The organism is Stenotrophomonas sp. STEN046 (genome assembly GCF_056759755.1).
Genome location: NZ_JBRRDR010000001.1, coordinates 202,716 through 223,712, shown reverse-complemented (window position 1 = coordinate 223,712; position 20,997 = coordinate 202,716). Strand labels below are relative to the sequence as shown.

Genomic DNA, 20,997 nt, shown 5'->3' with positions numbered 1-20,997 from the left:
CCTTCAGAGCAGCAGCAGCGCTGCAATCAGGGCGGGTGGCATCACCAGCGCGCCGATGGCAAGAAAGCGCAGGCCGCTGACCTGCACGCCCTCGCGGCGCAGTGCCACCAGCCACAGCAGGGTGGCCAGCGAACCGGTCACCGACAGGTTCGGGCCCAGGTCCACGCCGATCAGCAGCGCGGCGCGGGTCTGCGCGGGAAGCTCGGCCATCTGCCCCAGCGAACCCGCAGCGAGCCCCACCGGAAGGTTGTTGGCCACGTTGCTGAGCAGTGCTGCGCTCGCCCCAGCCAGCCACGATGCCTGGCTGGGTGAGGTGCGCGCCAGCGCTTCCAGCGCGTCGGCCGCGGCGCGTATCACCCCGGTCTGCGCAACCGCTTCAACCAGTACGAACAGGCCCGCCACCAGCGGCAGCACCCCCCAGGAAACATGGCGCAGCAGGGACAGGGGGCTTCGGCGCTGCTGCACGGTCACAACGGCCACGCTCGCGGCGCCAGCGCAGAAGGTCGCCAGCCCCAGCGGGCCATCGAGCGCAGAGGTCAGCAGCAACACCGCGCCGGTGACGGTCACGCCGATGGCGCTCAATCGACCACCTGCCGACAGTGGGCGGTACGCCGGCGATGCCGTGAGCGGCTGCGCGATGTCGCGCCGATGGACCCAGCGCAGCACCAGATAGGTTGCGGCGATGGCGGCCAGCGAAGGCAGCGTGAACTGCGTCAGCCAGGCCGACAGCGGCGGCATGTGGCTGCCAAACACCACCAGGTTGGCCGGGTTGGAGATCGGCAGCACGAAACTGGCGGCATTGGCGATGAACGCGCAGACGAACAGATAGGGCATCGGGCTGGCCTTGGCCGCACGGCACGCGGCATAGACTGCCGGCGTGAGCACCACGGCGGTGGCATCGTTGGACAGGAAGATGGTGACCACCGTGCCCACCAGGAACACCAGGTCGAACAGCCGCCGGCCCGAGCCGCGTGCGTGCTGGACCGCGTACAGGGCCAGCCAGTCGAACAGGCCCTCGCGCCGCGCCAGCTCGGCCAACACCATCATGCCGATCAGGAACAGGTACACATCCGTGCCTTCGGCAACGGCGCCCAGCGCGGTGCCCAGCGGCAGCAACCCGCAGGCGGCAAGCAGCACCGCCGCACCCAGTGCCCATACGTACTCCGGCACGCGCCAGGGTCGGAAAATCACGCCGCCAGTGGCAACAGCAGCGACCAGCCAGATGATCAACGACGAAAGCGGAAAGGACATGCGGTGCTCTTGATGGCTTCAGGGGCAGGCGGATCTCGATGACGCCCGCGTTCCGGGTGACCGCGGCGCCAGCAGAAGGACCGGAATGGCAATCACCGCCAGCGCTGCGAAGGCGGCATCATACCCGGCCCGTCGATGCGCCAGCGAGGGGCTGCAGGCGGCGCCGGCCGAGGTGTTATCCGTACTTCATCGTGATGATGGCGTGGTGCACCGATACGCGGCGGAAATCTGACGCTGTTTGGTCTGGCCACATGCTTTGCTACTCTCGCTGGCGGCGCCGGTTCAGGCATGCGCCATGCGAAGTCTTCCAGGTCTGCTTGTGTAGAGAGGGGTTGCGAAGGATGAGAACCAAGCCTGGACACCCCAGGTTCCAGGACGCGGCACGCCGGGAGAAAGTAGCCGCGATTCTGTCGCTCACCGGTTTTTCCTGCATCAGCGTGGGCCTGGCATGGACGGCCTGCTACCTGTATTTCGGGCGCGCGGAACTGTCGGTCGTCTTCATCGTGCTGGTGGTGGTGGGCGTGCTCGCACTGTGGCGCAGCCGGCGCAGCGATGGCAGCTCGCTGCTGGTGGTCGCGCACGGCATCTTTTTCGCCATCTGTGCCATCGCGTTGATCGATGCGTCCATTGCCTGGGTACCGCGCTCGGTTCACCTGTTCCTGCTGCCACTGGCTGCGGGGGCGGCATTCACCTTCGAGCCACGCGAACGCTACGGCTCGACCGTCCTTCCACTGCTGTGCCTTGCCACATTCGTGGCCTTTGCCACCGGTGCCCTGGACCGGCTGGCGCCTGGCATCTCGCCGCCGCTGCAGGTGCGCGCCGTGGGTGCGATCACCAACACCACGCTGTCGATGGCACTGCTGGCAGCGATCTTCGCCATCTACCGCCGCGACAGCGGCAAGCGCCTGCGGCTCGAGCGCGAACTGGGCCGGGCCGTGCGCAATGGCGAAATCCAGGTGCACTACCAGCCGCAGGTGCTCGACAATGGTGCCGTCACCGGTGTCGAAGCCCTGGTGCGCTGGCGTCATCCATCAGGCGATCTGCTGCCGCCGGATACCTTCATTCCGCTTGCCGAAGAAAGCACGTTGATTCGTGACATCGGCCTGGAAGTGCTGCGGCAGGCCTGCCAGACCCTGTCGCAGTGGTCTGATGATCCTGGCCGGAACAACCTGCGGGTTGCGGTCAACATCAGCCCGGCGCAACTGCTCGATGATGCATTCGTAGCGGCCGTCTGCGCTGTCATCCAGTCGGCCGGTGTGCGCCCGCAACTGCTGGAGTTCGAACTGACCGAGTCGGCACTGTGCCTGGATGCCGCGTCGGTCATCCGCAAGATGAAGGCGCTTGAGTCGTTCGGCGTGGCCTGGGCGCTGGACGATTTCGGAACCGGCTATTCATCGCTGGCAACGTTGCGGACCCTGCCGGTGTGCAGGATCAAGATCGATCGGCAGTTCGTCGACGAAGCCACAAGCCAGGAACGTGCGCAGAAGCTGCTGGGAAAGATTGTCGAAATCTCCCATGTGATGGGCATGAGCGCGCTGGCCGAGGGGGTCGAAACAAGCGCGCAGCGTGATCTGCTGGTTGGCCTGGGCTGTCGTCATTTCCAGGGTTACCTGTTTGCCCGGCCCATGCCGCGTGCCGCGCTGGAGACCTGGCTGCAGGCCCGCCCGTCGCAGTAGCAACAACTGCGGCGGCGGTCAGCCCTTGCCGGACGCAGCGGCGGGCGGCTCTACCGTGGCGGTACCCGCCATCAGCGCCTCTGCCAACCCTCGATAGATCGGCACGCGGCAGACCAGGCCTGATACACCGCGTGCAATCAGCACCGTGGCCAGGATGGGCAGCAGCAGGTCGCCGCTGTCGGTCAGCTCCAGTGAAATCACCGCCGAGGTCAACGGCGCCTGGGTAACGCCGGTCAGGTAGGCACACATGCCCAGCAGGACGAACGCGCGCGAATCGACCGCCGGCATCAATACCGCCAGGTTGTGGCCGAGCCCTGCGCCCACCGCCAGCGCAGGGGAAAACAGGCCGCCGGGAATACCAGCCACATACGATGCCAGGTTGGCGAGCAGTTTCATCAGGCCGAATTCGTGGCCCACCAGGGCCTGGCCCTGTACCAGGCTGCGGGCCTGCTCGTAGCCGGTACCGAAGGCGCCTTCGCCGAAGGCCATCGCCAGCGCCACCACCACCAGCCCGCAGGTGGCGGCCAGCACGACCGGGTGCCGTTGCCGCAGCCGGCCCAGCCAGCGCGGCCGGCCCGCTACGGTCAGCAGCACCGTGCGTGCGAACAGGCCGCCGAGCAGGCCGGCCATCACGCCGCACAGCAGGATGGCCAGCCAGCCCTGGCCCAGTGGAAGCCGCGCCGATACATGGCCGAAGTAGGTGTAGTTGCCGAGCAGGCCAAGCGAGACCACGCCGCCGACGATCACAGCAGTCAGCAGGGTGCCCGAGAATCGATGCTCGAAGCGGCCACTCAGTTCTTCGATGGCGAACACGATGCCCGCCAGCGGCGTGTTGAACGCCGCAGCGATGCCTGCCGCGCCACCGGCCAGCAGAAAATGCGAAAGCTCGCGCGGGTCCTTGAACCCGAACCAGCGACCGAACAGATACATCAGGCTGGCGCCCACGTGCACCGTGGGTCCTTCGCGGCCCACCGACGCGCCGCCGAGCAGCGACAACGACGTCAGCAGCAGCTTTCCTGCCGACACGGCGGGCGAAAGATTGTTGGCCCGGAAGGACGCATCCGGACGCTCCAGCGCCGCAATGACCTGGGGAATGCCACTGCCACGGGTGGGCTTGAGCGCGCCACTGGTCAGCCAGGCAAGCAGCGCAAATACCCCGGGAGTCAGCAGCAGCGCCCACCACGGGGAATGGGCAATGGCCCGCTGGAACAGGTGGAACGCCGCATCGCTGGCCTTGGCGAACAGGATGGCCACCAGCGCAACAGCCACTGCGCCACTCCACAGGGCCGCGCGACGGCGCCAGGCCTCGCTGCCGATATGCGCTGCCAGATGGGCGCGGATTCTATGGAGGACGGCCATGGGCGCAGTATGGTCCGTGCTGCCGGCGGCCGAAAGCGGGCGCCGTGGCCGCTCACCTTGCCGCATCCGGCGGCTGGGGCGTCAACCCACGCCCGTCGCAACCTCCCGGTCATGCACGCTGCGCAGTTTCTTCTTGTTGATCTTTCCCACGCTGGTGCGCTCGATCGCGTCCACGAAGCTGACCCGGTCCGGGATCGCATAGCGGGAGATGTCACCGGCACGGCTGCGTGCGGCCACCAGCTCGATGATCTCCGCTTCGCTCACTTCTGTGCCGGCCTGCCGGACCACCAGCGGTAAGGGCCTTTCGCCCCATTTCGCGTCGGTGATACCGATCACCGCGACCTCGCTCACCGCCGGATGCAGGGCAATGATGTCTTCCAATGCCAGCGAGGAGATCCACTCGCCGCCGGTCTTGATCACGTCCTTGATCCGGTCGGTCACGCGCAGGTAGCCGCGCGCGTCGATGGTGCCGATATCGCCGGTATGCAGGTAGCCGCCGGCCCACAGGGCGGTCGAAGCATCCGGGTCATGCAGGTAGCCCTGGGTCAGCCAGGGTGCACGCACCACCACCTCGCCGGTGGCGATGCCATCGTGGGCGACATCGCCCATGTCCACGTCAACGATGCGCAGGTCCACCAGCGGCACCGGAATGCCGGCCTTGGTCCGCAGTGACACGGCTTCATCGCACGTGCCCAGTGCGTCCACATCGATCTGTGCAAGGGTAAGCAGGGGGCAGGTCTCGGACATGCCGTAGCCGCCGAAGATGTCGATGCCGCGTGCCAGCGCCTGCTGCGCCAGTGCCCGCGGCAGCGCTGCGCCACCGATGATCACCTTCCAGCCGTGCAGGTCGGTCGCGCTGGCGTCAGGATGGGAAAGCAGCATGTGCAGGATGGTCGGCACGCAGTGCGAGAAGGTCACTTTCTCGCGGGCGATCAAGGCCAGCAGCTGCGCGGGCACATAGCGGCCCGGGTAGACCTGCTTGATGCCCAGCAGCGTGGCCACGTACGGCACTCCCCAGGCGTGTACGTGGAACATCGGGGTGATCGGCATGTACACATCGCCGCGGTGCAGCCGGCCCTGGCTGGCTGCACTGCCCAGTGCCGCCATCGCCGCCAGCGAGTGCAGCACCAGTTGCCGATGGCTGAAGTACACCCCTTTGGGCAGACCGGTGGTGCCGGTCGTATAGAACGTCGTGGCGCGCGTGTTCTCGTCGAGGTCGGGGAAGTGGCTGACCGGCGTGGCATCGCGCAGCCCGGCTTCGTACTCGGTCACGAAACCTGGCGGCAGCGGGCCGCCGGCATCATCCAGCAACACCCGCGTGCGCAGGTCCGGCAGCTGGTCGGCGATGCCTTCCAGCAGCGGCAGGAACTCGCGGTTGGCCAGCACCACCCGTGCGCCGCTGTGGTTCAGCGTATAGGCAATCTGCTCGGGGGCCAGGCGGATGTTCACCATCATCAGCACCGCGCCGATCATCGGTACGGCGAAGTAGCTTTCCAGGTAGCGGTTGCTGTCCCAGTCCATCACCGCCACGGTATCGCCGTGTTCTACCCCCAGCGATTCCAGCAGCCCGGCCAGTTGGCCGATGCGTGCCTGCAGGGTGCGGTAGTCGAAGCGGACCGTGTCGCCGTAGACGATCTCCTGCTGTGGCTGCACGGCCAGCGACGACTGCAGCAGCTGCTTGATCAGCAGCGGGTAGGCAGCGGGATCGGGCCTGGGCACGTCTGCGGTGGTGTTCAGTGGCATGGGTTTGTTCCTGATGGGCGGCGTATCAGCGGCCGGGAATGGAGAGCTGCGCGCGCAGCAGCGGCGCCTCTGCACGGGGTGTCGGCTGGATGAGGGCATCCTGCGGAAATGCGTTGGCGGAATCCTCAAGATGACCCCACACCTGGTCCAGCGCCGCGAACATGTAGGGCAACAGCGGTACATAGCGCTTCCGGTAATCGGGGAAGGCCAGCAGCGAATCAAAATGCTGTGCGTTGTTCACCCGCCAATAGGCGATCTGCGCGCCGCCCTTGCGTGCAAGCGGCACGTAGCGGTCGCTGGTCATGCTGATCGGCACCAGCCCGTCGTCAACGCCGTGCACGACCACGATCGGCAGCCCGCGATGCGGCGCCTTGGCGACCGCGCCGGCGATGCCCGCACGGACCCGCTTGGCATCGGTGCTGTCGCTGCTGCCGAGCGCGCGCAGGCAGTGCAGGCCACGCAGTGGATCATCGGCCGGCGGTGTGGCGTTGCCTTCCAGCAGCACCACGCCGCTGCCCGGGGCAATACCGCTGGCTTCGCTCCACCAGCTGGCACGTACCTGCGCACTGGCCGGCCCGGGAGTGCCGTCCGCCGCAGCAGCCGAGAACCGGTACCCGCAGGGATGTTCTCCAGCGCTGTAATGCCCATAGGCCGAGGCATAGGTCACCGCGATGGCACGCCACAGATCGAACCCGGTCGGGAAGGCGCCGGCGCGAAGCACGGCGTCGCCCAGGCCGGCGTCTGCGAACTGCTGCCGCGCCGATCGCGCCTGTGCCGCCGTGTCATCGCCTTGTACCTGCCCGGCGGCTTTCAGCACGGCGCAGCGTTGCGTGCCTGCCGCTACGGCCTGCGCCTGCATCGGCGGTTGCGGCAGATCATCCACGGCCAGCAGCGCGCAGGGCATCAACAGTGCCGCCTGGGTTACGAAATCGTACAGGGGTGGCGCACCCGCTACTGAAACGTTGGGTTCACCGGCCACCATCGCATCGAACCCGTCGCCTTCGATCTCTGCGGCGCGCAGTACAGCGCCGCCGCCGTTGGATACCCCCACGCCCAGTGTGCGCGTGTTCGCTGCGGTGAACGGGGCGGCTGCAGGGTAGGCGCGGTCCAGTACCTGCCAGCCGAACTGCAGCGCCTGCTGCAGGTGCCGGCCCCAATCCGCTTCCGGGTTGTCACCGGAATGGGCGTGCTTGAAAGCGATGCCCTGTGTGCCGGTCGCAGCGGTGGGAACGAATGCCAGCGCGCCCTGGGTGGCAGGGGTGCCGTCGGCCTGGAATCCGCTTCCGGCGTCCAGATCGTAATAGTCACTGCCGGCGCCCTTGTCGGTATAGGCAACGGCGCATCCATGGGCCAGGCCCCAGCTGCCGGCAACCGCGATCGCGCCATAGATGCCACGCGAGCCGGAAGACGCGGCGACCACCAGGCAGCGTCGCGTGGCGTCGAAGTTGTCGGGCACCTGCACCAGCACGCGATGTGGGTGGCGGGCGCCGGGCACCCGCGCATAGGCGGAGAATTCGCGTCCGGGGGCCCCCTGCAGATTGCCGTAGACCTCGCCGAAGCCGCCGCCCGGGGTCAGATCGGCGATGCCGCGCCAGCTGCTCCAGATCGCGCGGCGGCGCGCCTCCTCGGCCGTGGGCTGGTCCGGATTGGCAAACAGCGGTGCGGTGGGCGAGCGCAGGGCGTCGATGGCCAGCCCCGCTGTCAGCAGATCGTCGTTGCCCTCGTGCCGGCTTTGCCGCCAGTGCTCGAACACCGGTGCGGAGACGGCAGGTTTCGGCGTGGCGGCAGTGGCCACGGACACGCAGCCGCACAACAGCGGCAACGCGACACACAGCAGGGTAACGGGGCGGCGGATGTTCATTGCCCCACACTAGCAATCCACCGGCCGGGCGCCAGCGTACCTAGGTACCTGTGCCCAAGCCCGGGCGATTTGCTAACCTCGCTTGCACATGCAGACCCTGCTTATCGCCGATGACCACCCCTTGTTCCGCGCTGCACTGCATCGCGCGGCCGAAGAGGCAGTCGCTGACCTGCAGATCAGCGAGGCCGATTCACTGGCAAGCGTGCTTGAAACCCTCGAGAGCCAGCAGATCGACCTGATGCTGCTGGACCTGCATATGCCCGGCAACCATGGCCTTGCCGGCTTGGCGACCATCCGGGCATTGCAGCCCGGGTTGGCGATCATCATCGTCTCGGCCAATGAAGAGCCGCATGTCATCCGCCGGGCCATCGACCTGGGTGCAGCCGGCTATCTGCCCAAGAGCTCAGGCCTGACCGACCTGCAGTGCGCGCTGCAGACCGTGCTGGAAGGTGAGCGCTGGATCCCCTCGATGCTGCGCGAAGCCGTGGCACGGGTGGCACCCTTCAGCAAGGACGCTGACCTCGCCGCACGCTTATCCAGCCTGTCCGCGCATCAATACAAGGTACTGAGCCTGGTGGCCGAAGGGCTGCTCAACAAGCAGATCGCCGATCGCCTGGGCGTGCAGCTGCGCACGGTCAAGGCACACATGACGCGCATCATGGAACGGCTGGGGGTGCGCAATCGGGCGCAGGCGATCCGTGTGCTGCACGAAATGGGGCTGGCCGACCCCTCCCGGCAGATCGAAGAAGCGCAGGACGCCTGATCCCGGGTCAGGGCGTTGCCGTGTCGGGCGTCGCCAGCAGATGGTTGATCGCCCAGCGCAGCGCCAGGGGCTTGAACGGCTTGTTCAACAGAGACAGGCCCACCCCACGCACCGCTTCGCGCGTATCGCTGCCGGTATCGGCGCTGAGGATGACGGTTGGCCGCGCCCCATGGGCGGCCACCAGCCGCTTCCACAGCGCCACGCCGGTATCGCCATCTTCAAGATGGTAGTCGAACAACCACAGCGCGGCCTGCTGCGCCGATGAATCGAGCGCGCCGATGTCGCGCACCGCGATGACATCGCAGCCCCATGAAACCAGCATCAGCCGCATGGCCTCCAGCGCATCCGCGTCGTTGTCCACCACCAGCACGCGGATTCCCTTGATGGTGCTGGTGCTGGTGCTGCCGGTGCCGGGCCCGGCATGCGGGCTCGCAGGCGGCGCGGCACGCGCAACGGCAATGGAGAACGCCGCACCTTGGCCGGGCGCGCTACGCAGTTCCAGTGGTGCATGCAGCAGACCGGCAATGCCGCTGGCGATGGACAGGCCAAGCCCCAGGCCCTGGCCATTGCTGCGGTCGCCGCGGTGGAACTCTTCGAAGACTACCGCCTGCTGCTCGGGCGCGATGCCGGGGCCACTGTCATGCACGCCAATGGACAGCTGGTCATCGTGTCGACGCACACCCAGCAGCACGCGCCCCTGGCGGGTGTAGCGGATGGCGTTGGCCAGGAAGTTCTGCAGCACCCGGCGCAGCAGCAACGGGTCGCTGTGCACCCACGCACGGGTGCGCACGTAGCGGAACTGCAGGCCACGCGCCGCCGCCAGCACGGCAAACTCCTGCGCAAGCGGATCCAGCACGGTCGACAGTGCGAACGGGCGCGGGTCGGCCACCAGTCCACCGGCCTGCAGCCGCGAGATATCCAGCAGGCCCGACAGCAGATCGTCGGTAGAGTCCAGCGCACCGCGGATCTGCCGCAGGAAGCTGTCCAGGAACTCCGATTCAATGTGCTGCGACATCGCATCGGCAAGCAGCTGTGCGGCGTGCAGTGGCTGCATCAGGTCGTGGCCCACGGCAGTCAGGAAGCGTGTTTTTGCCACGTTGGCACGCTCGGCTTCGTGCACGGCATGTTCCAGCCGGGCAGTGCGGTCCTGTACGCGGCGTTCCAGCGTCTCGTTGCTGCGCTTGAGTGCATCCTCGGCCCGGCGGAAGGCGGTGACATCGGTGAAGGTCGCCACGTAGCCGCCACCGGGCATCGGGTTGCCGCGGATCTCGACGATGGTGTTGTCCGGGAAGATGCGCTCGGACAGGTGCGGCGTGCCGCGCCGCATGTGCACTACGCGGCGTTGCAACGCCTTGTCGGGCGAATCGCCAGGCACATCGCCGATGTTCAGCTGTGCCACCGCCCAGGCGGTCAGGTTGGCCACCGGCTGCCCCACCTGCAGCAGTTCCGGAGGGAATCTGAACAACGCGGCATAGCGGCTGTTCCAGGCCACCAGCTGCAGCTGCGCATCGACCACGCTGATGCCCTGGCTCATGTTTTCCAGTGCCGCTTCCAGCAGGCGCTGGTTGAAGCGCAGCACCTGGGTGGCTTCACCCACGGCGCGGGTCACCGCATCCAGCGGCGCCGCACCGCCATCGCGTGCGGCTTCCACCAGCAGCCGCGCCATGCCGGCCCCGACCACGGCGGTCAACTCGCGTTCGATGGCGGTGACCCGGTCGTCATCCAGCATCTGCCCGGCGTGCCCGTCCATCAGCTGGCGTGCGCGTTCCTGGCCCAGGAAGCGTCCGGCCGTCTTGCGCAGCGACGCCGCCGCTACTGCATCCCGTTGCCGTGGCAGCGAGGGGCGCACCGCACGCGATACCAGCAGCACCGTCAGCAGATTGACCGCCAGGCTGGCGCCCATGCTGATGGCGATGTGGCCCGGCTGCAGGCGCAGCGAGAACATCGCCAGCCAGTGCAGCCCTTCGGCGCCGGACGAGGGCGGGGCGGGGACCACCATCGGCAGCAGCACCAGCCACAGCCATACCAGTGAACCCAGCACGATGCCGGCGATGATGGCCGGGGAGGGGGTGCGCGGGCGATACACCGCCAGCAGCACCGCCGGCGCCAGCTGCGAAAGCGCGGTGAACGACATCAGGCCGAAATCACTGAGCGCCTCGGTGCCGCTCATCGCACGGCTGTACAGCCACGACATGAGGAACACGGCGAGGATGCCGGCACGCCGGAAGGCCAGTACGCGTGGACGCAGGTCAACGCTGGTGACGCCGCCCACGATGCCGCCCAGCAGGCGTGAACCGAACCCATGGTTGCCGAGCATGATCGACAGCGTCAGCCCGGACAGGATCATCATGCCGGTGGCCGCACTCAGGCTGCCCAGGTAGGCCACCAGCGCCAGCAGGTGATGACCGCCGGCCTGCGGAAGGGCCAGCACGTACAGATCGGGCGAGACCGAGGGCGGCAACTGCGCGGCACCGTACAGCGCCATCGGTACCGACGGCAGGCCGATCAACAGCAGGTACAGCGGGAACAGCCAGCGGGCGGTCTTCAGGTCAGACGGCTGGCGCAGTTCCACCACGCCCACATGGAACTGATGGGGCAGGGTAAACGCGGCCATCGCACCGAGCGCCACCATGGTGAGGAAGTCCGGGACCACGGCCGGCGGCGGCAGGTGCGCCATCTTTTCCAGCAGCGGCGTGCCGGCCTGGCGTACCGATACGGCGGCATACAGGCCGATCGCCAGCAGCGCGGCCAGCTTCAATATCGATTCCAGGCCCAGCGCGACCACGATGCCGCGGTTGTGCTCGGTGGCAGATGCCTTGCGCGCACCGAACAGCAGGGTGAACGCGGCCATTGTCAGCGCGAACCAGAACGACATGTCCAGCTGCCAGCCAACCGGCGCGAAATCATTGCCGAGCAATGCGGCAAGCCCCTGGCTGACCGCTTTCAGCTGCAGTGCGATGTAGGGAATGATGCCGAACAGGGCAACCAGGGTGATGGTGATGCCCAGCCCCTGGTCCGTACGCAACCGTGCTACCACCAGGTCGGCGATGGTGGCGCTGTTGTGCTGCTTGGCCAGGCGCCCCAGCCGGGCAAGGAACGGCAGCCCCAGGGCGAAGATCAGCGCCATGCCGATCAGCGTCGGCGGCATCGCAAAACCCCATTGCACGCCCTGCGAAGCGGCCCCGTAGTAGGTCCATGCGGTGCAGTGCACGCCCAGCGACAGCGCGTAGATGGCCGGCCACAGACGCGCCAGCCGGTGCCCCTGGCGCTCGCCCCACAGGGCCACGCCAAACAGCAGTACGGTCCACGCAATGCAGGCGAACAGGACGATGGAAGGCGTCAACATCGCTCCAGTGTAGAGAGAACCCGCGCTGGCGTGCAGCGGGCCGGCGTCAGCCGGCGAGCACGATCAGTGACAGCTGCTCGGCGACCAGTGCCACATCGCCGCCGGGCAGCACTTCCACAGTCTTGTGCTGGGTCAGCAACCATTGCCCGGGCTGGCGGGGTTGCAGTGAAAGCAGCCGCGAGCGCACCTGCACCTGCGAACCGCTGGGCACCGGCGCCAGGAAACGCACCTTGTTCAAGCCGTAGTTCAACACGTGGGCGATGCCGGCAAAGCCAGCCAGAGCGGCCACATCGTCTTCCACGGTAAGCGACAGCAGCAGGAAGCCATGGGCGATGGTCTGCCCACCCGGCAACGCGGCCTGCGCACGCGCCGGATCGACATGGATCCAGTTGTGGTCGCCGGTGGCATCGGCAAAGGCATCGATGCGCGATTGCGTGACGTGCGTGCTGGCGGCCAGCCGCTCGCGTGCTGCCCAGTGCCGCAATGCCTGCAGGGCAGCGGGAAGCTCATCCATCGAAGTATCGGCATTCATTGAACGCGCTCCAGCAGCGCCAGGATCGCGTCACGCGCCTCCGGTTCGGACAGCATCGGCGCATGGCCCACATCCGGCACTTCCACCAGGCGGGCGGTGCCGGACGATGCTGCCATCTGCCGGGCAACATCGGCGGGCAGGATGTCTGACAGCGCACCGCGCACCACCAGTACAGGCACCCGCGCGGTCAGCCCGCGCACGGCCCGCCACAGCACCGGGCGCAGCAGCCACAGCACCCACGGCCGGGTGGTGCGGATCACTGCCGGGTCGTAGTCCAGCTCCAGCAGGCCGTCGTCGCGCCGGCGGAAGGTGCGCGTGGCCATGGCCTGCCAGTCCTCGGCGGTAAAGCGTGGGAAAGCGGCCTTGCCGATCGATTCCACATAGGCCGCCGCCTGCGCCTGGTCCATCGGCGGCACCGGCTTGCCGGCGTACTTGCCGATCCGCGCCAGCGCTTCGCGCGGCACCTTGGGGCCGGCATCGTTGAGCACCGCAGCGGCGATCCGCTCCGGTGCGCGCGCAGCCAGGGTGATGGTGACCAGCACGCCCAGCGAGGTGCCGATGAACACCGCCTTGTCGATGCCCTGCGAGCGCAGCAGGGCCACCATGTCATCGGCATACGCGCGCGGGTTGTAGCTGGACGGATCAGGCGCACGTTCCGAGCCTGCACGGCCCCGCAGGTCCACCGCGATCACCCGCCAGCCTGCCGCCGTCAGTGATGCGGCCAGGGCGTCGAAGTCGGCACCGTTGCGGGTCAGCCCGGGAATGCACACCACGGTGCCACGGGCAGGCTCGGCGCCTGCCGGTGCATGGTCACGTGCGTGCAGACGCAGGCCATCGGGGCTGTTCCAGTACAGATCTTCGTAAGACGGCGTCATGCAGGGCTTCCTAGAAATCGTAACGGGCGCTGAGACTATATTGGCGCGGCGGGCCGTAGAAGCCGATCAGCGTGCCGACCGCCGGAATGTTGTAACCGGTGGTGCGGTACTCCTTGTCGGCCAGGTTGGTGCCCTGCAGCGAGAACGTCCAGGCGTCATCCAGTTTCCAGATCACGCCGGCGTTGACCAACCCGTAGCCGTCCTGGCGGATCACCGGGCTCAGGTCCGTGGTCGGCCACACCTCGCTCTGGTAGCTGTAGCTCACCCGTGCCGACAGGTTGCCGCCGTTGCCCAGGTCGGTGCGGTACTCCACGTTCAGTGCGCCAGAGAAATCCGGGGCGTTGGTGAACTTCATCTGCTTGGCCACGTTGACGCCACGGTCCATGTATTCATCGTACTTGGCGTCCAGCCAGGCCAGGTTGCCGGAGATCAGCCAGTGCTGGGTCGGCAGGTACTGGTACTCGATTTCCAGGCCGTTGATGGTGCCGGCACCGGCATTGGTGAAGTCGCCGAAGAAGGAATCGTCCACGCCATCGCCATTGGTATCGATGCCGGTGAACACCGATAGCTGGATGTCCTTGTACTTGTTGTGGAAGGCCGACAGGTTCAGGAACAGGCGCTGATCGAAGAAGGCCATCTTGCTGCCGATCTCGAAGCTGTCCACGGTCTCGTCGTCGAACGGCTCGGCCGAGCGCGGCACCGCCACCGCATTGGCGCGGATGTTGTAGCCACCCGACTTGAAGCCGCGCGTGGCCAACCCATAGACCATGATGTCCGGGGTGATCTGGTAGTCCAGCGACACCTTGGGCGAGACGTTGCTGAAGTTGGTCTTCTTGTCGAAATCCGCGGCCACCGCGATGGGCCTGCTGAAGGTCGCATCGGCATAGAAGCGGTTCAATACGATCGCGCGCTTGTCCTCGTCGGTGTAGCGGGCGCCGACATCCAGCTTCAGCTTGCTGGTCAGGTCGAAGGTCCAGTCGGCATACAGCGCGATGCTGTCGGTCAGCACCTTGCCACGGGTATCGCCGAACTGCAGGTTGAAGAAATTGTTGCGGATCTGGCCGCCGGCTTCGCCGCTGAACTGGTAGAGGCCGACCACACCGCGCACCTTGCCGCCGGCATCATAGTTGAGCTGCACCTCGTTGCTGACCTGGTTGTCGGTGTAGGCGCCGCCCACATCGGCCAGCTTGACCGGCGTGCTGTCGAAGTCGATGTTGGCATCGCTGTCCGACTCGCGCTTGGCCACCACGTACTTCAGTGCGACGTCTTCATTGGGTCGCCAGTTCACCGTTGCCGACGCGCCCTTGGTCTCGACACTGTTGAGGTTGCGCATGCCCGAGCGAATATCGTAGCGATCGTCCATCGGCGGGTAGGCCGGGGTGAACGGATTGGGTGCCAGCATCTTCGAGCCGCGCATGCCGGACTGGTCGTCGATCCAGTCCAGGGCGAACTGCACGTCGAAATCGTCACCGGCATAGGCGCCCACGTTCAGCCGCGCCGCATTGATCTGCTTGTCGCTGACCGGCTGGCCGTTGAAGGTGTTCTCGCCGAAGCCGTCACGATTCATGCTGGCCACCGCCACCCGCGCGCGCAGGCCGCTGTCAGGCCCGCCGATGGGTCCACCAAGGGCCGCCTTTGCATCCAGCTGGCTGTAGTTGCCCACTGTGATCTGGGCGAATCCCTCGGTCTCGGTAGGCAGGCCGCGCGAAATGTACTTGATCGCACCGCCGATGGTGTTCTTGCCATACAGCGTGCCTTGCGGGCCACGCAGCACCTCGATGCGCGAGACATCGAACACGTCCAGCAGTGCACCCTGCGGGCGCGCGATGTAGACATCGTCCAGGTAGATGCCCACGCCCGGGTCAGCACCCCAGGTGGGATCGGACTGGCCGATGCCGCGGATGTAGGCGGTGACCGTGCTGCTGGCACCGCGAGCGGCGTAGATGGTGAGGTTCGGCACCTGGCCGTCCAGGTCACCGATGTCCTGGACGTTCATCTTGTCCAGCGCTTCAGAAGTGAACGCGGTGACTGCCACCGGCACTTCCTGCAGGGTTTCCTCGCGCTTGCGGGCGGTCACCTTGATGCTGTCCAGGGTGGTGGCCGAGGCCGTGCTGCCCGCATTCGGCGTGGACGATGGCGCGTCCTGCGCCAGTACCGGACCGGAAACCAACAGCGCGCCGATCATGAGACTCAAACAATTCCGTTGCATTCGGTCCTCCCCCAAGGCATGTGCGTGGCAGATGGCCCATTGCCACCCATGGACCCTAGGCTAACGGCGCCGTGCTGCCCCAGCGAGTGGACCTAGGTCCAGTCGGCAGCGGCCATCAGATCCGGATACTGGGCGCGACCTCCATGGGAAGCGCCGTATGTCGTTACTGATCGTACTTGCAGCGCTGGGCTTCCTCATCCTGGTGGCGTACCGCGGTTACAGCGTGATCCTGTTCGCGCCCGTCGCCGCCCTCGGTGCAGTGCTGCTGACCGATCCCTCGCTGGTGGCGCCGATGTTCACCGGCTTGTTCATGGACAAGATGGTCGGCTTCCTCAAACTCTACTTCCCGGTATTTCTACTGGGCGCGGTGTTCGGCAAGCTCATTGAACTGTCCGGCTTCTCCCGGTCGATTGTCGGCGCGGCCATCAAGCTGTTCGGCCCCCAGCGGGCCATGCTGTCGATCGTACTGGTCGCCGGCCTGCTCACTTACGGCGGGGTGTCGCTGTTTGTGGTGGTGTTTGCGGTGTATCCCTTCGCGGCGGAGATGTTCCGCCAGAGCAACATCCCCAAGCGCTTGATCCCGGCCACCTTGGCCGTCGGCGGTTTCAGCTTCACCATGGATGCGTTGCCGGGCACGCCGCAGATCCAGAACATCATCCCCACCGCATTCTTCGGCACCGATACATGGGCGGCGCCGGTACTGGGCACGCTGGGCGGCGTTTTCGTGCTTGCAGTGGGCATGACATACCTGGAGTGGCGCCGCCGCGTTGCGCTTCGCAACGGGGAGGGTTACGGCGATCCGGCGACCCTCGTCAACGAGCCGACACCCTTCGCCGGCACCCATCTGGCGCACGCCGGTGTTGCCGTGTTGCCGCTGGTGCTGGTGTTCGTCTCCAACAAGCTGTTCACCCTGGGCATGCCGCACTGGTATGGCAGCGCGCACAGCTTCGTGCCCGCCGTGATGGGCAGTGCCGCACCGGTGGTACAGGAGGTGTCGAAGATCGGTGCGATCTGGGCGGTGATCGGCGCGCTGCTGGTCGGCATCCTGTCGGTGCTGGCGCTGGCCTGGCGCCCGGTGGTTGCCCAGTTTGCCGAGGGCACCCGCAGTGCCATCGGCGGCGCGGTGCTGGCGGCCATGAACACCGCCTCCGAGTACGGCTTCGGTGCGGTCATCGCCGCGCTGCCGGGGTTCATGGTGGTCGCCAATGCACTGGGTGCCATCAAGGATCCGCTGCTGCATGAAGCGGTCACGGTCACCGGCCTGGCCGGCGTTACCGGTTCGGCGTCCGGCGGCATGAGCATCGCCCTGGCCGCCATGTCAGAGACCTTCATCGCCAACGCACAGGCGGCAGGCATTCCCATGGAAGTGCTGCATCGGGTGGCCTCGATGGCCTCTGGCGGCATGGACAGCCTGCCGCACAACGGCGCGGTCATCACCCTGCTGATGGTGACCGGGCTCACCCATCGCCAGGCCTACAAGGACATCTTCGCGGTCACCGTCATCAAGACCGTCGCGGTGTTCGTGGTGATCGGCATCCATTACGCCACCGGCTGGGTTTGACAGCGGCGTCGCAACACCCTCGGGAAGGCTGGTCCACGAGGCGTTCCGGTACCCCTTCATCCACGAACCACGCATGAGGATCTGGTCATGAAATCTGGAATCGATTCGTTCAAGACACTGCTGCTGGCGTTGTGCGCCTGGTTGGGTGCGGCCGGCAGCGCCGTTGCCGCCGACCCGGCCGGGCATTGGGATGTTGGCCTGTACGGCAATCTGTTCGGCGCCCGCGAGTACCAGGTGTGGGTGCCCGCCGGCTACGACGCAAGCCAACCGCTGCCGCTGCTGCTGGTACTGCATGGCTGCGTGACCGGGCCGAACCTGATGGGCGAGGCCTCCGGCTTCAACGACGTGGCCGATACCGAGGGCTTCATCGTGGTGTACCCGCGGCAGAACGTCACCTCCAACCCCGCACGTTGCTGGAACTGGCAGCTGCCGATCAACCAGGCACGTGACAGCGGCGAGCCCTCATTGCTGGCCGGCATCGTGGACAAGGTGAAGGCCGGTTACAGCATCGATCCGCACCGCGTTTATGTCACCGGCATCTCTGCTGGCGGCGCGATGACCTCCATCATGCTGGCCTGCTATTCGGACGTCTTCGCTGCAGGCGCCATCCATTCCGGCGGCATGTACAAGGGTGCCACCACCATCTCCGGCAGTGCCTACGCGCTGCTGGCCGGCAGCATCTACTCGCCGGAAAGCAACGGCCGGCTGGCCTGGCAGTGCTCGGGATCGCCGTCGCCACGGCCGATGCCGGTACTGGTGTTCCATGGCAGCGCCGACGCCACGGTCAACCCGGTAAACGGACAGCAGGCCGTGCGCCAGTTCCTGCAGACCAACGACCTGGCCGACGACGGGCTGGACAACGACTCGGTGAAGTACGTGCCGACCAGCACCTTCCATGGACAGGTGCCGGGTGGCCGTGCGTACACGGTCGACACCTACACCTATGGCGGCCGCACGCTGGCCCAGCATTACGTGGTGCAGGGAATGGGGCATGCCTGGAGTGGCAGCCAGTCCGGGCTGCCGTTCACCGACCCCAAGGGGCCGGATGCCACGCTGATTACGTGGTTGTTCCTGAAGGATCAGCAGCGCTGAGCGCAGGCGCTGCCATGGCGGCGCGCCTACTCGATCGAGGGTAGGGGGGCCATCGTCCGTGCAGCAGTCATCGGCTGCCGCACGGGCGCATGGTTCGCCAGTAACGAGCGCTGGCCCGGCAGATTCCATGGCGCAACGCCGTGGGAATGCGCGGTTTGTTCAATCGCAAAAGACAGTCGCGCGAGAGGATAGCCCCCTCCCTCATCCACCTGCGCACCCATGACAGATCCCCGCCTGCTTGCCCTGCCTGACGCCCACACGCTTCGACGATGCATCATCGATGGCGAACGCAGCGGCAGGTCAGCACCGCCGCAGGGTGGCCCCGGCACGATTGCGTTTGCATCGCTGTCTTCGCTGACGGCCGTACTCAGCGAGGGGAATCGCAGGCTGCTGCATATGCTCGGCGAGCTTCAGCCCAGCTCACTCACGGAGCTGTCCGAATACAGCGGCAGAAAGGTCCCAAGCCTCTCGCGGACCCTGCGCATGATGGAGGGCTACGGGCTTGTCCGGCTGGAGCGGGTGGGGGCCTCGATCAGGCCTTCGGCGCTGGCCACCCGGTTCGTCGTCATTCTGGACTGAGGTTGTGCCGGTGCCGATCCGGTGCACAAGCGCTGCAGTTTCCCGCCCCGCATCCCACCTGTTGACAATGTAGAACGCTCGTTCTACCTTGGAGCCATGAACAAGACGGCCAACGACACCCGGCAGAAGATCCTGACCACAGCGGAGGCGCTGATCTATCAGAACGGGATACATGCCACGGGCATGGACCTGTTGGTGAAGACCTCCGGCGTGGCACGCAAGAGCATCTACCGCCACTTCGAAAACAAGGACCAGGTCGCGGCCGCCGCATTGAATGCGCGGGACGTGCGTTGGCTCGACTGGTTCCAGCGCGAATGCAACAAGGCCGATACCCCGGCGCAGCGCATCCTGGCCATGTTCACCGTGCTCAAGACATGGTTTGAATCGGAAGGCTACCGCGGCTGTGCGTTCATCAATACGGCAGGCGAGGTCGGAGACCCGGATGATCCGATCCGGCACATCGCCAGGCACCACAAGCAGAAACTGCTTGATTACACGCTCGAGCTGACAGAGCAGTTGAACATCGAGCAGCCGGCCGCGCTGGCCCGGCAGCTGCTGGTTCTCATGGAAGGCGCAATCACCGTATCGCGGGTAATGGGCGACTACGACGCCGCAGACAACGCAAGGGACGTTGCGCAGCTGCTGTTGAAGCAGGTCCGCCGATAGCGCCTGCGTAACCCAGATCCACGGAAGCACCCCATCCATCCATTTCCACTGGAGGCCCCACCATGTCCGCTCCCCAGATCCGTCCGCCCCTTCCGCCGTTCACCCGCGAATCTGCAATCGAGAAAGTTCGTCTCGCCGAAGATGGCTGGAACACCCGCGATGCCGACAAGGTCTCGCTTGCCTATTCGCTCGACACCACGTGGCGCAACCGTGCCGAATTCACCAGCGGCCGGGAGCAGGCCCGGCAGTTCCTTGCCCGCAAGTGGAAGAAGGAACTGGACTATCGCCTGATCAAAGAGCTGTGGGCCTTCACCGAAAACCGTATCGCCGTGCGTTACGCCTACGAATGGCACGATGATTCCGGCAACTGGTTCCGCTCGTACGGGAATGAAAACTGGGAGTTCGGGGCCGATGGCTTGATGGAGCGTCGCTTCTCGTGCATCAACGACATGCCGATCCAGGAAGGCGAGCGCAAGTTCCACTGGCCGCTGGGGCGTCGCCCGGATGATCACCCGGGGCTGTCCGATCTGGGCATGTAAGTCGGGCTGGCCAGCACGGGGGCACGCCGCTCGCCTCCGTCATTGCTCATCGCCCAGCCACTTGCAGAACGCCTCCACATCGGGGCGATCCTGCTGCAGCTCGCGGCGGATCAGCCAGAACGCGTAGCTGTTCTCCAGCGCCAGGTCGAAGGGCTTCACCAGCCGGCCCGCTCGAAGATCGTCTTCCACCAGCGGCGCCACGCCAAGTGCCACGCCGTGGCCCGCCACGGCAGCGTCCTGTGCAAGATAGATGCTCGGAAAGACCGGCCCATTGCCGGCAATGACGCCGGTCGTGCCGGCAGCGGCCAGCCACTGTGGCCATGCCGGCACGCCGGGGCGGCCAGTGGCGCTTTCATCGTGCAGCAGCGTGTGGTGGCGAAGATCTTCCGGCTGCTGCAGCCGGTGCGGGCCATCGGCCAACAGTGCCGGCGAACACACCGGAAACACCGGCGCCTTCATCAGCAGCGCTGCGTGTACGCCGCTGTAGTTGCCGGCGCCATAGCGGATGCCCACGTCGAATCCCCCGCGCAGGAAATCGCCGTGTTCGTTGCCGGTATCGATACGCAGCCGGACATCGGCATGCGCGGCATGGAAGCGGTGCAGGCGCGGAGCCAGCCACTTGGCGGCGAAGGACTCCATGGTCGTCACCCGCAGCTCGCGCGGCGCGCGTGCCCTGGCCCGGTCCAGCGCCAGGTCCAGCTGCCCAAGCAGCTCGCCGACCGTTGTTGCCAGCGCAGCGCCCTCCGCGGTGAGCGTGACGGCGCGATGGTTGCGCTGGAACAGGCTCACGCCCAGATAGGCTTCGAGATGCTTGACCTGGTGGCTGACCGCGGCCGGGGTGACGAACAGCTCGCGCGCGGCCAGATTGAAGCTGAGGTGGCGTGCCGCCGCTTCGAACGTGCGCAGTGCATTGAGCGGGGCAGTGGGTCGGGCTTTCACGGGTAC

At 66.5% G+C, this 20,997-nt stretch carries 17 protein-coding genes; 8 read left to right on the top strand and 9 right to left on the bottom strand.

Annotated features, from left to right (window positions below; translation table 11 throughout):
- Window positions 1-3: 3 nt before the first annotated feature.
- Window positions 4-1,251: an arsenic transporter gene (locus ACVOLJ_RS01010; RefSeq protein WP_481563208.1), complete on the bottom strand. Its 1,248-nt coding sequence runs from the start codon at window positions 1,249-1,251 to the stop codon at window positions 4-6.
- An 85-nt stretch (window positions 1,252-1,336) separates the two neighbouring features.
- Between ACVOLJ_RS01010 and ACVOLJ_RS01005 the strand changes: the two genes are divergently transcribed.
- Window positions 1,337-1,483 carry a hypothetical protein gene (locus ACVOLJ_RS01005; protein ID WP_475278843.1) on the top strand — a complete coding sequence of 49 codons (147 nt, stop codon included), beginning with the start codon at window positions 1,337-1,339 and terminating at the stop codon, window positions 1,481-1,483.
- A 109-nt stretch (window positions 1,484-1,592) separates the two neighbouring features.
- Entirely contained in the window at window positions 1,593-2,927 is a 1,335-nt protein-coding gene (locus tag ACVOLJ_RS01000) for a putative bifunctional diguanylate cyclase/phosphodiesterase (RefSeq protein WP_481563207.1), read from the top strand.
- Window positions 2,928-2,945: 18 nt separating this feature from the next.
- On the opposite strand, the gene ACVOLJ_RS00995 is transcribed toward ACVOLJ_RS01000, so the two are convergent.
- The 3 genes from ACVOLJ_RS00995 to ACVOLJ_RS00985 form a co-directional block, all read right to left on the bottom strand.
- Window positions 2,946-4,286, bottom strand: coding sequence for a chloride channel protein (locus ACVOLJ_RS00995; protein ID WP_481563206.1), 1,341 nt, complete (start codon window positions 4,284-4,286; stop codon window positions 2,946-2,948).
- Between the two features lie 81 nt (window positions 4,287-4,367).
- On the bottom strand, window positions 4,368-6,029 hold the full coding sequence (locus tag ACVOLJ_RS00990; RefSeq protein WP_481563205.1) for a fatty acid--CoA ligase: 1,662 nt from the start codon (window positions 6,027-6,029) through the stop codon (window positions 4,368-4,370).
- Between the two features lie 25 nt (window positions 6,030-6,054).
- Window positions 6,055-7,890, bottom strand: coding sequence for a 3-hydroxybutyrate oligomer hydrolase family protein (locus tag ACVOLJ_RS00985; RefSeq protein WP_481563204.1), 1,836 nt, complete (start codon window positions 7,888-7,890; stop codon window positions 6,055-6,057).
- Between the two features lie 88 nt (window positions 7,891-7,978).
- Here ACVOLJ_RS00985 and ACVOLJ_RS00980 point away from each other — a divergent pair, with 88 nt between their 5' ends.
- Window positions 7,979-8,653: a response regulator transcription factor gene (locus ACVOLJ_RS00980; RefSeq protein ID WP_481563203.1), complete on the top strand. Its 675-nt coding sequence runs from the start codon at window positions 7,979-7,981 to the stop codon at window positions 8,651-8,653.
- A 7-nt stretch (window positions 8,654-8,660) separates the two neighbouring features.
- On the opposite strand, the gene ACVOLJ_RS00975 is transcribed toward ACVOLJ_RS00980, so the two are convergent.
- The 4 genes from ACVOLJ_RS00975 to ACVOLJ_RS00960 are packed head-to-tail and all read right to left on the bottom strand — an operon-like array spanning window position 8,661 to window position 15,591.
- Complete coding sequence (locus ACVOLJ_RS00975) at window positions 8,661-11,999, bottom strand: hybrid sensor histidine kinase/response regulator (RefSeq protein WP_481563202.1); 3,339 nt, start codon at window positions 11,997-11,999, stop codon at window positions 8,661-8,663.
- Between the two features lie 46 nt (window positions 12,000-12,045).
- Window positions 12,046-12,531, bottom strand: a complete 486-nt coding sequence (locus ACVOLJ_RS00970) for a MaoC family dehydratase (protein WP_475278836.1) — start codon at window positions 12,529-12,531, stop codon at window positions 12,046-12,048.
- Window positions 12,528-13,406, bottom strand: a complete 879-nt coding sequence (locus tag ACVOLJ_RS00965; protein WP_481563201.1) for an alpha/beta fold hydrolase — start codon at window positions 13,404-13,406, stop codon at window positions 12,528-12,530. The genes ACVOLJ_RS00970 and ACVOLJ_RS00965 overlap by 4 nt, the downstream gene beginning before the upstream one ends.
- Window positions 13,407-13,416: 10 nt before the next feature.
- Window positions 13,417-15,591 (bottom strand): TonB-dependent receptor, encoded by a 2,175-nt coding sequence (locus ACVOLJ_RS00960; protein WP_481563256.1) that lies wholly within the window; start codon window positions 15,589-15,591, stop codon window positions 13,417-13,419.
- 181 nt (window positions 15,592-15,772) lie between these two features.
- Here ACVOLJ_RS00960 and ACVOLJ_RS00955 point away from each other — a divergent pair, with 181 nt between their 5' ends.
- From ACVOLJ_RS00955 to ACVOLJ_RS00935, 5 genes are all read left to right on the top strand, one after another.
- Window positions 15,773-17,176: a GntP family permease gene (locus tag ACVOLJ_RS00955; protein WP_475278834.1), complete on the top strand. Its 1,404-nt coding sequence runs from the start codon at window positions 15,773-15,775 to the stop codon at window positions 17,174-17,176.
- An 87-nt stretch (window positions 17,177-17,263) separates the two neighbouring features.
- Window positions 17,264-18,268: an extracellular catalytic domain type 1 short-chain-length polyhydroxyalkanoate depolymerase gene (locus tag ACVOLJ_RS00950; protein ID WP_475278833.1), complete on the top strand. Its 1,005-nt coding sequence runs from the start codon at window positions 17,264-17,266 to the stop codon at window positions 18,266-18,268.
- Window positions 18,269-18,487: 219 nt separating this feature from the next.
- A complete protein-coding gene (locus ACVOLJ_RS00945) occupies window positions 18,488-18,847 on the top strand; it encodes an HVO_A0114 family putative DNA-binding protein (RefSeq protein ID WP_481563200.1) in 360 nt (119 codons plus the stop codon).
- Window positions 18,848-18,943: 96 nt separating this feature from the next.
- Complete coding sequence (locus ACVOLJ_RS00940) at window positions 18,944-19,513, top strand: TetR/AcrR family transcriptional regulator (protein ID WP_481563255.1); 570 nt, start codon at window positions 18,944-18,946, stop codon at window positions 19,511-19,513.
- A 62-nt stretch (window positions 19,514-19,575) separates the two neighbouring features.
- Window positions 19,576-20,052, top strand: a complete 477-nt coding sequence (locus ACVOLJ_RS00935) for a nuclear transport factor 2 family protein (protein WP_481563199.1) — start codon at window positions 19,576-19,578, stop codon at window positions 20,050-20,052.
- 39 nt (window positions 20,053-20,091) lie between these two features.
- Here ACVOLJ_RS00935 and gcvA read toward each other — a convergent pair whose 3' ends face one another.
- Window positions 20,092-20,991: a transcriptional regulator GcvA gene (gcvA, locus tag ACVOLJ_RS00930; protein ID WP_481563198.1), complete on the bottom strand. Its 900-nt coding sequence runs from the start codon at window positions 20,989-20,991 to the stop codon at window positions 20,092-20,094.
- Window positions 20,992-20,997 lie beyond the last annotated feature (6 nt).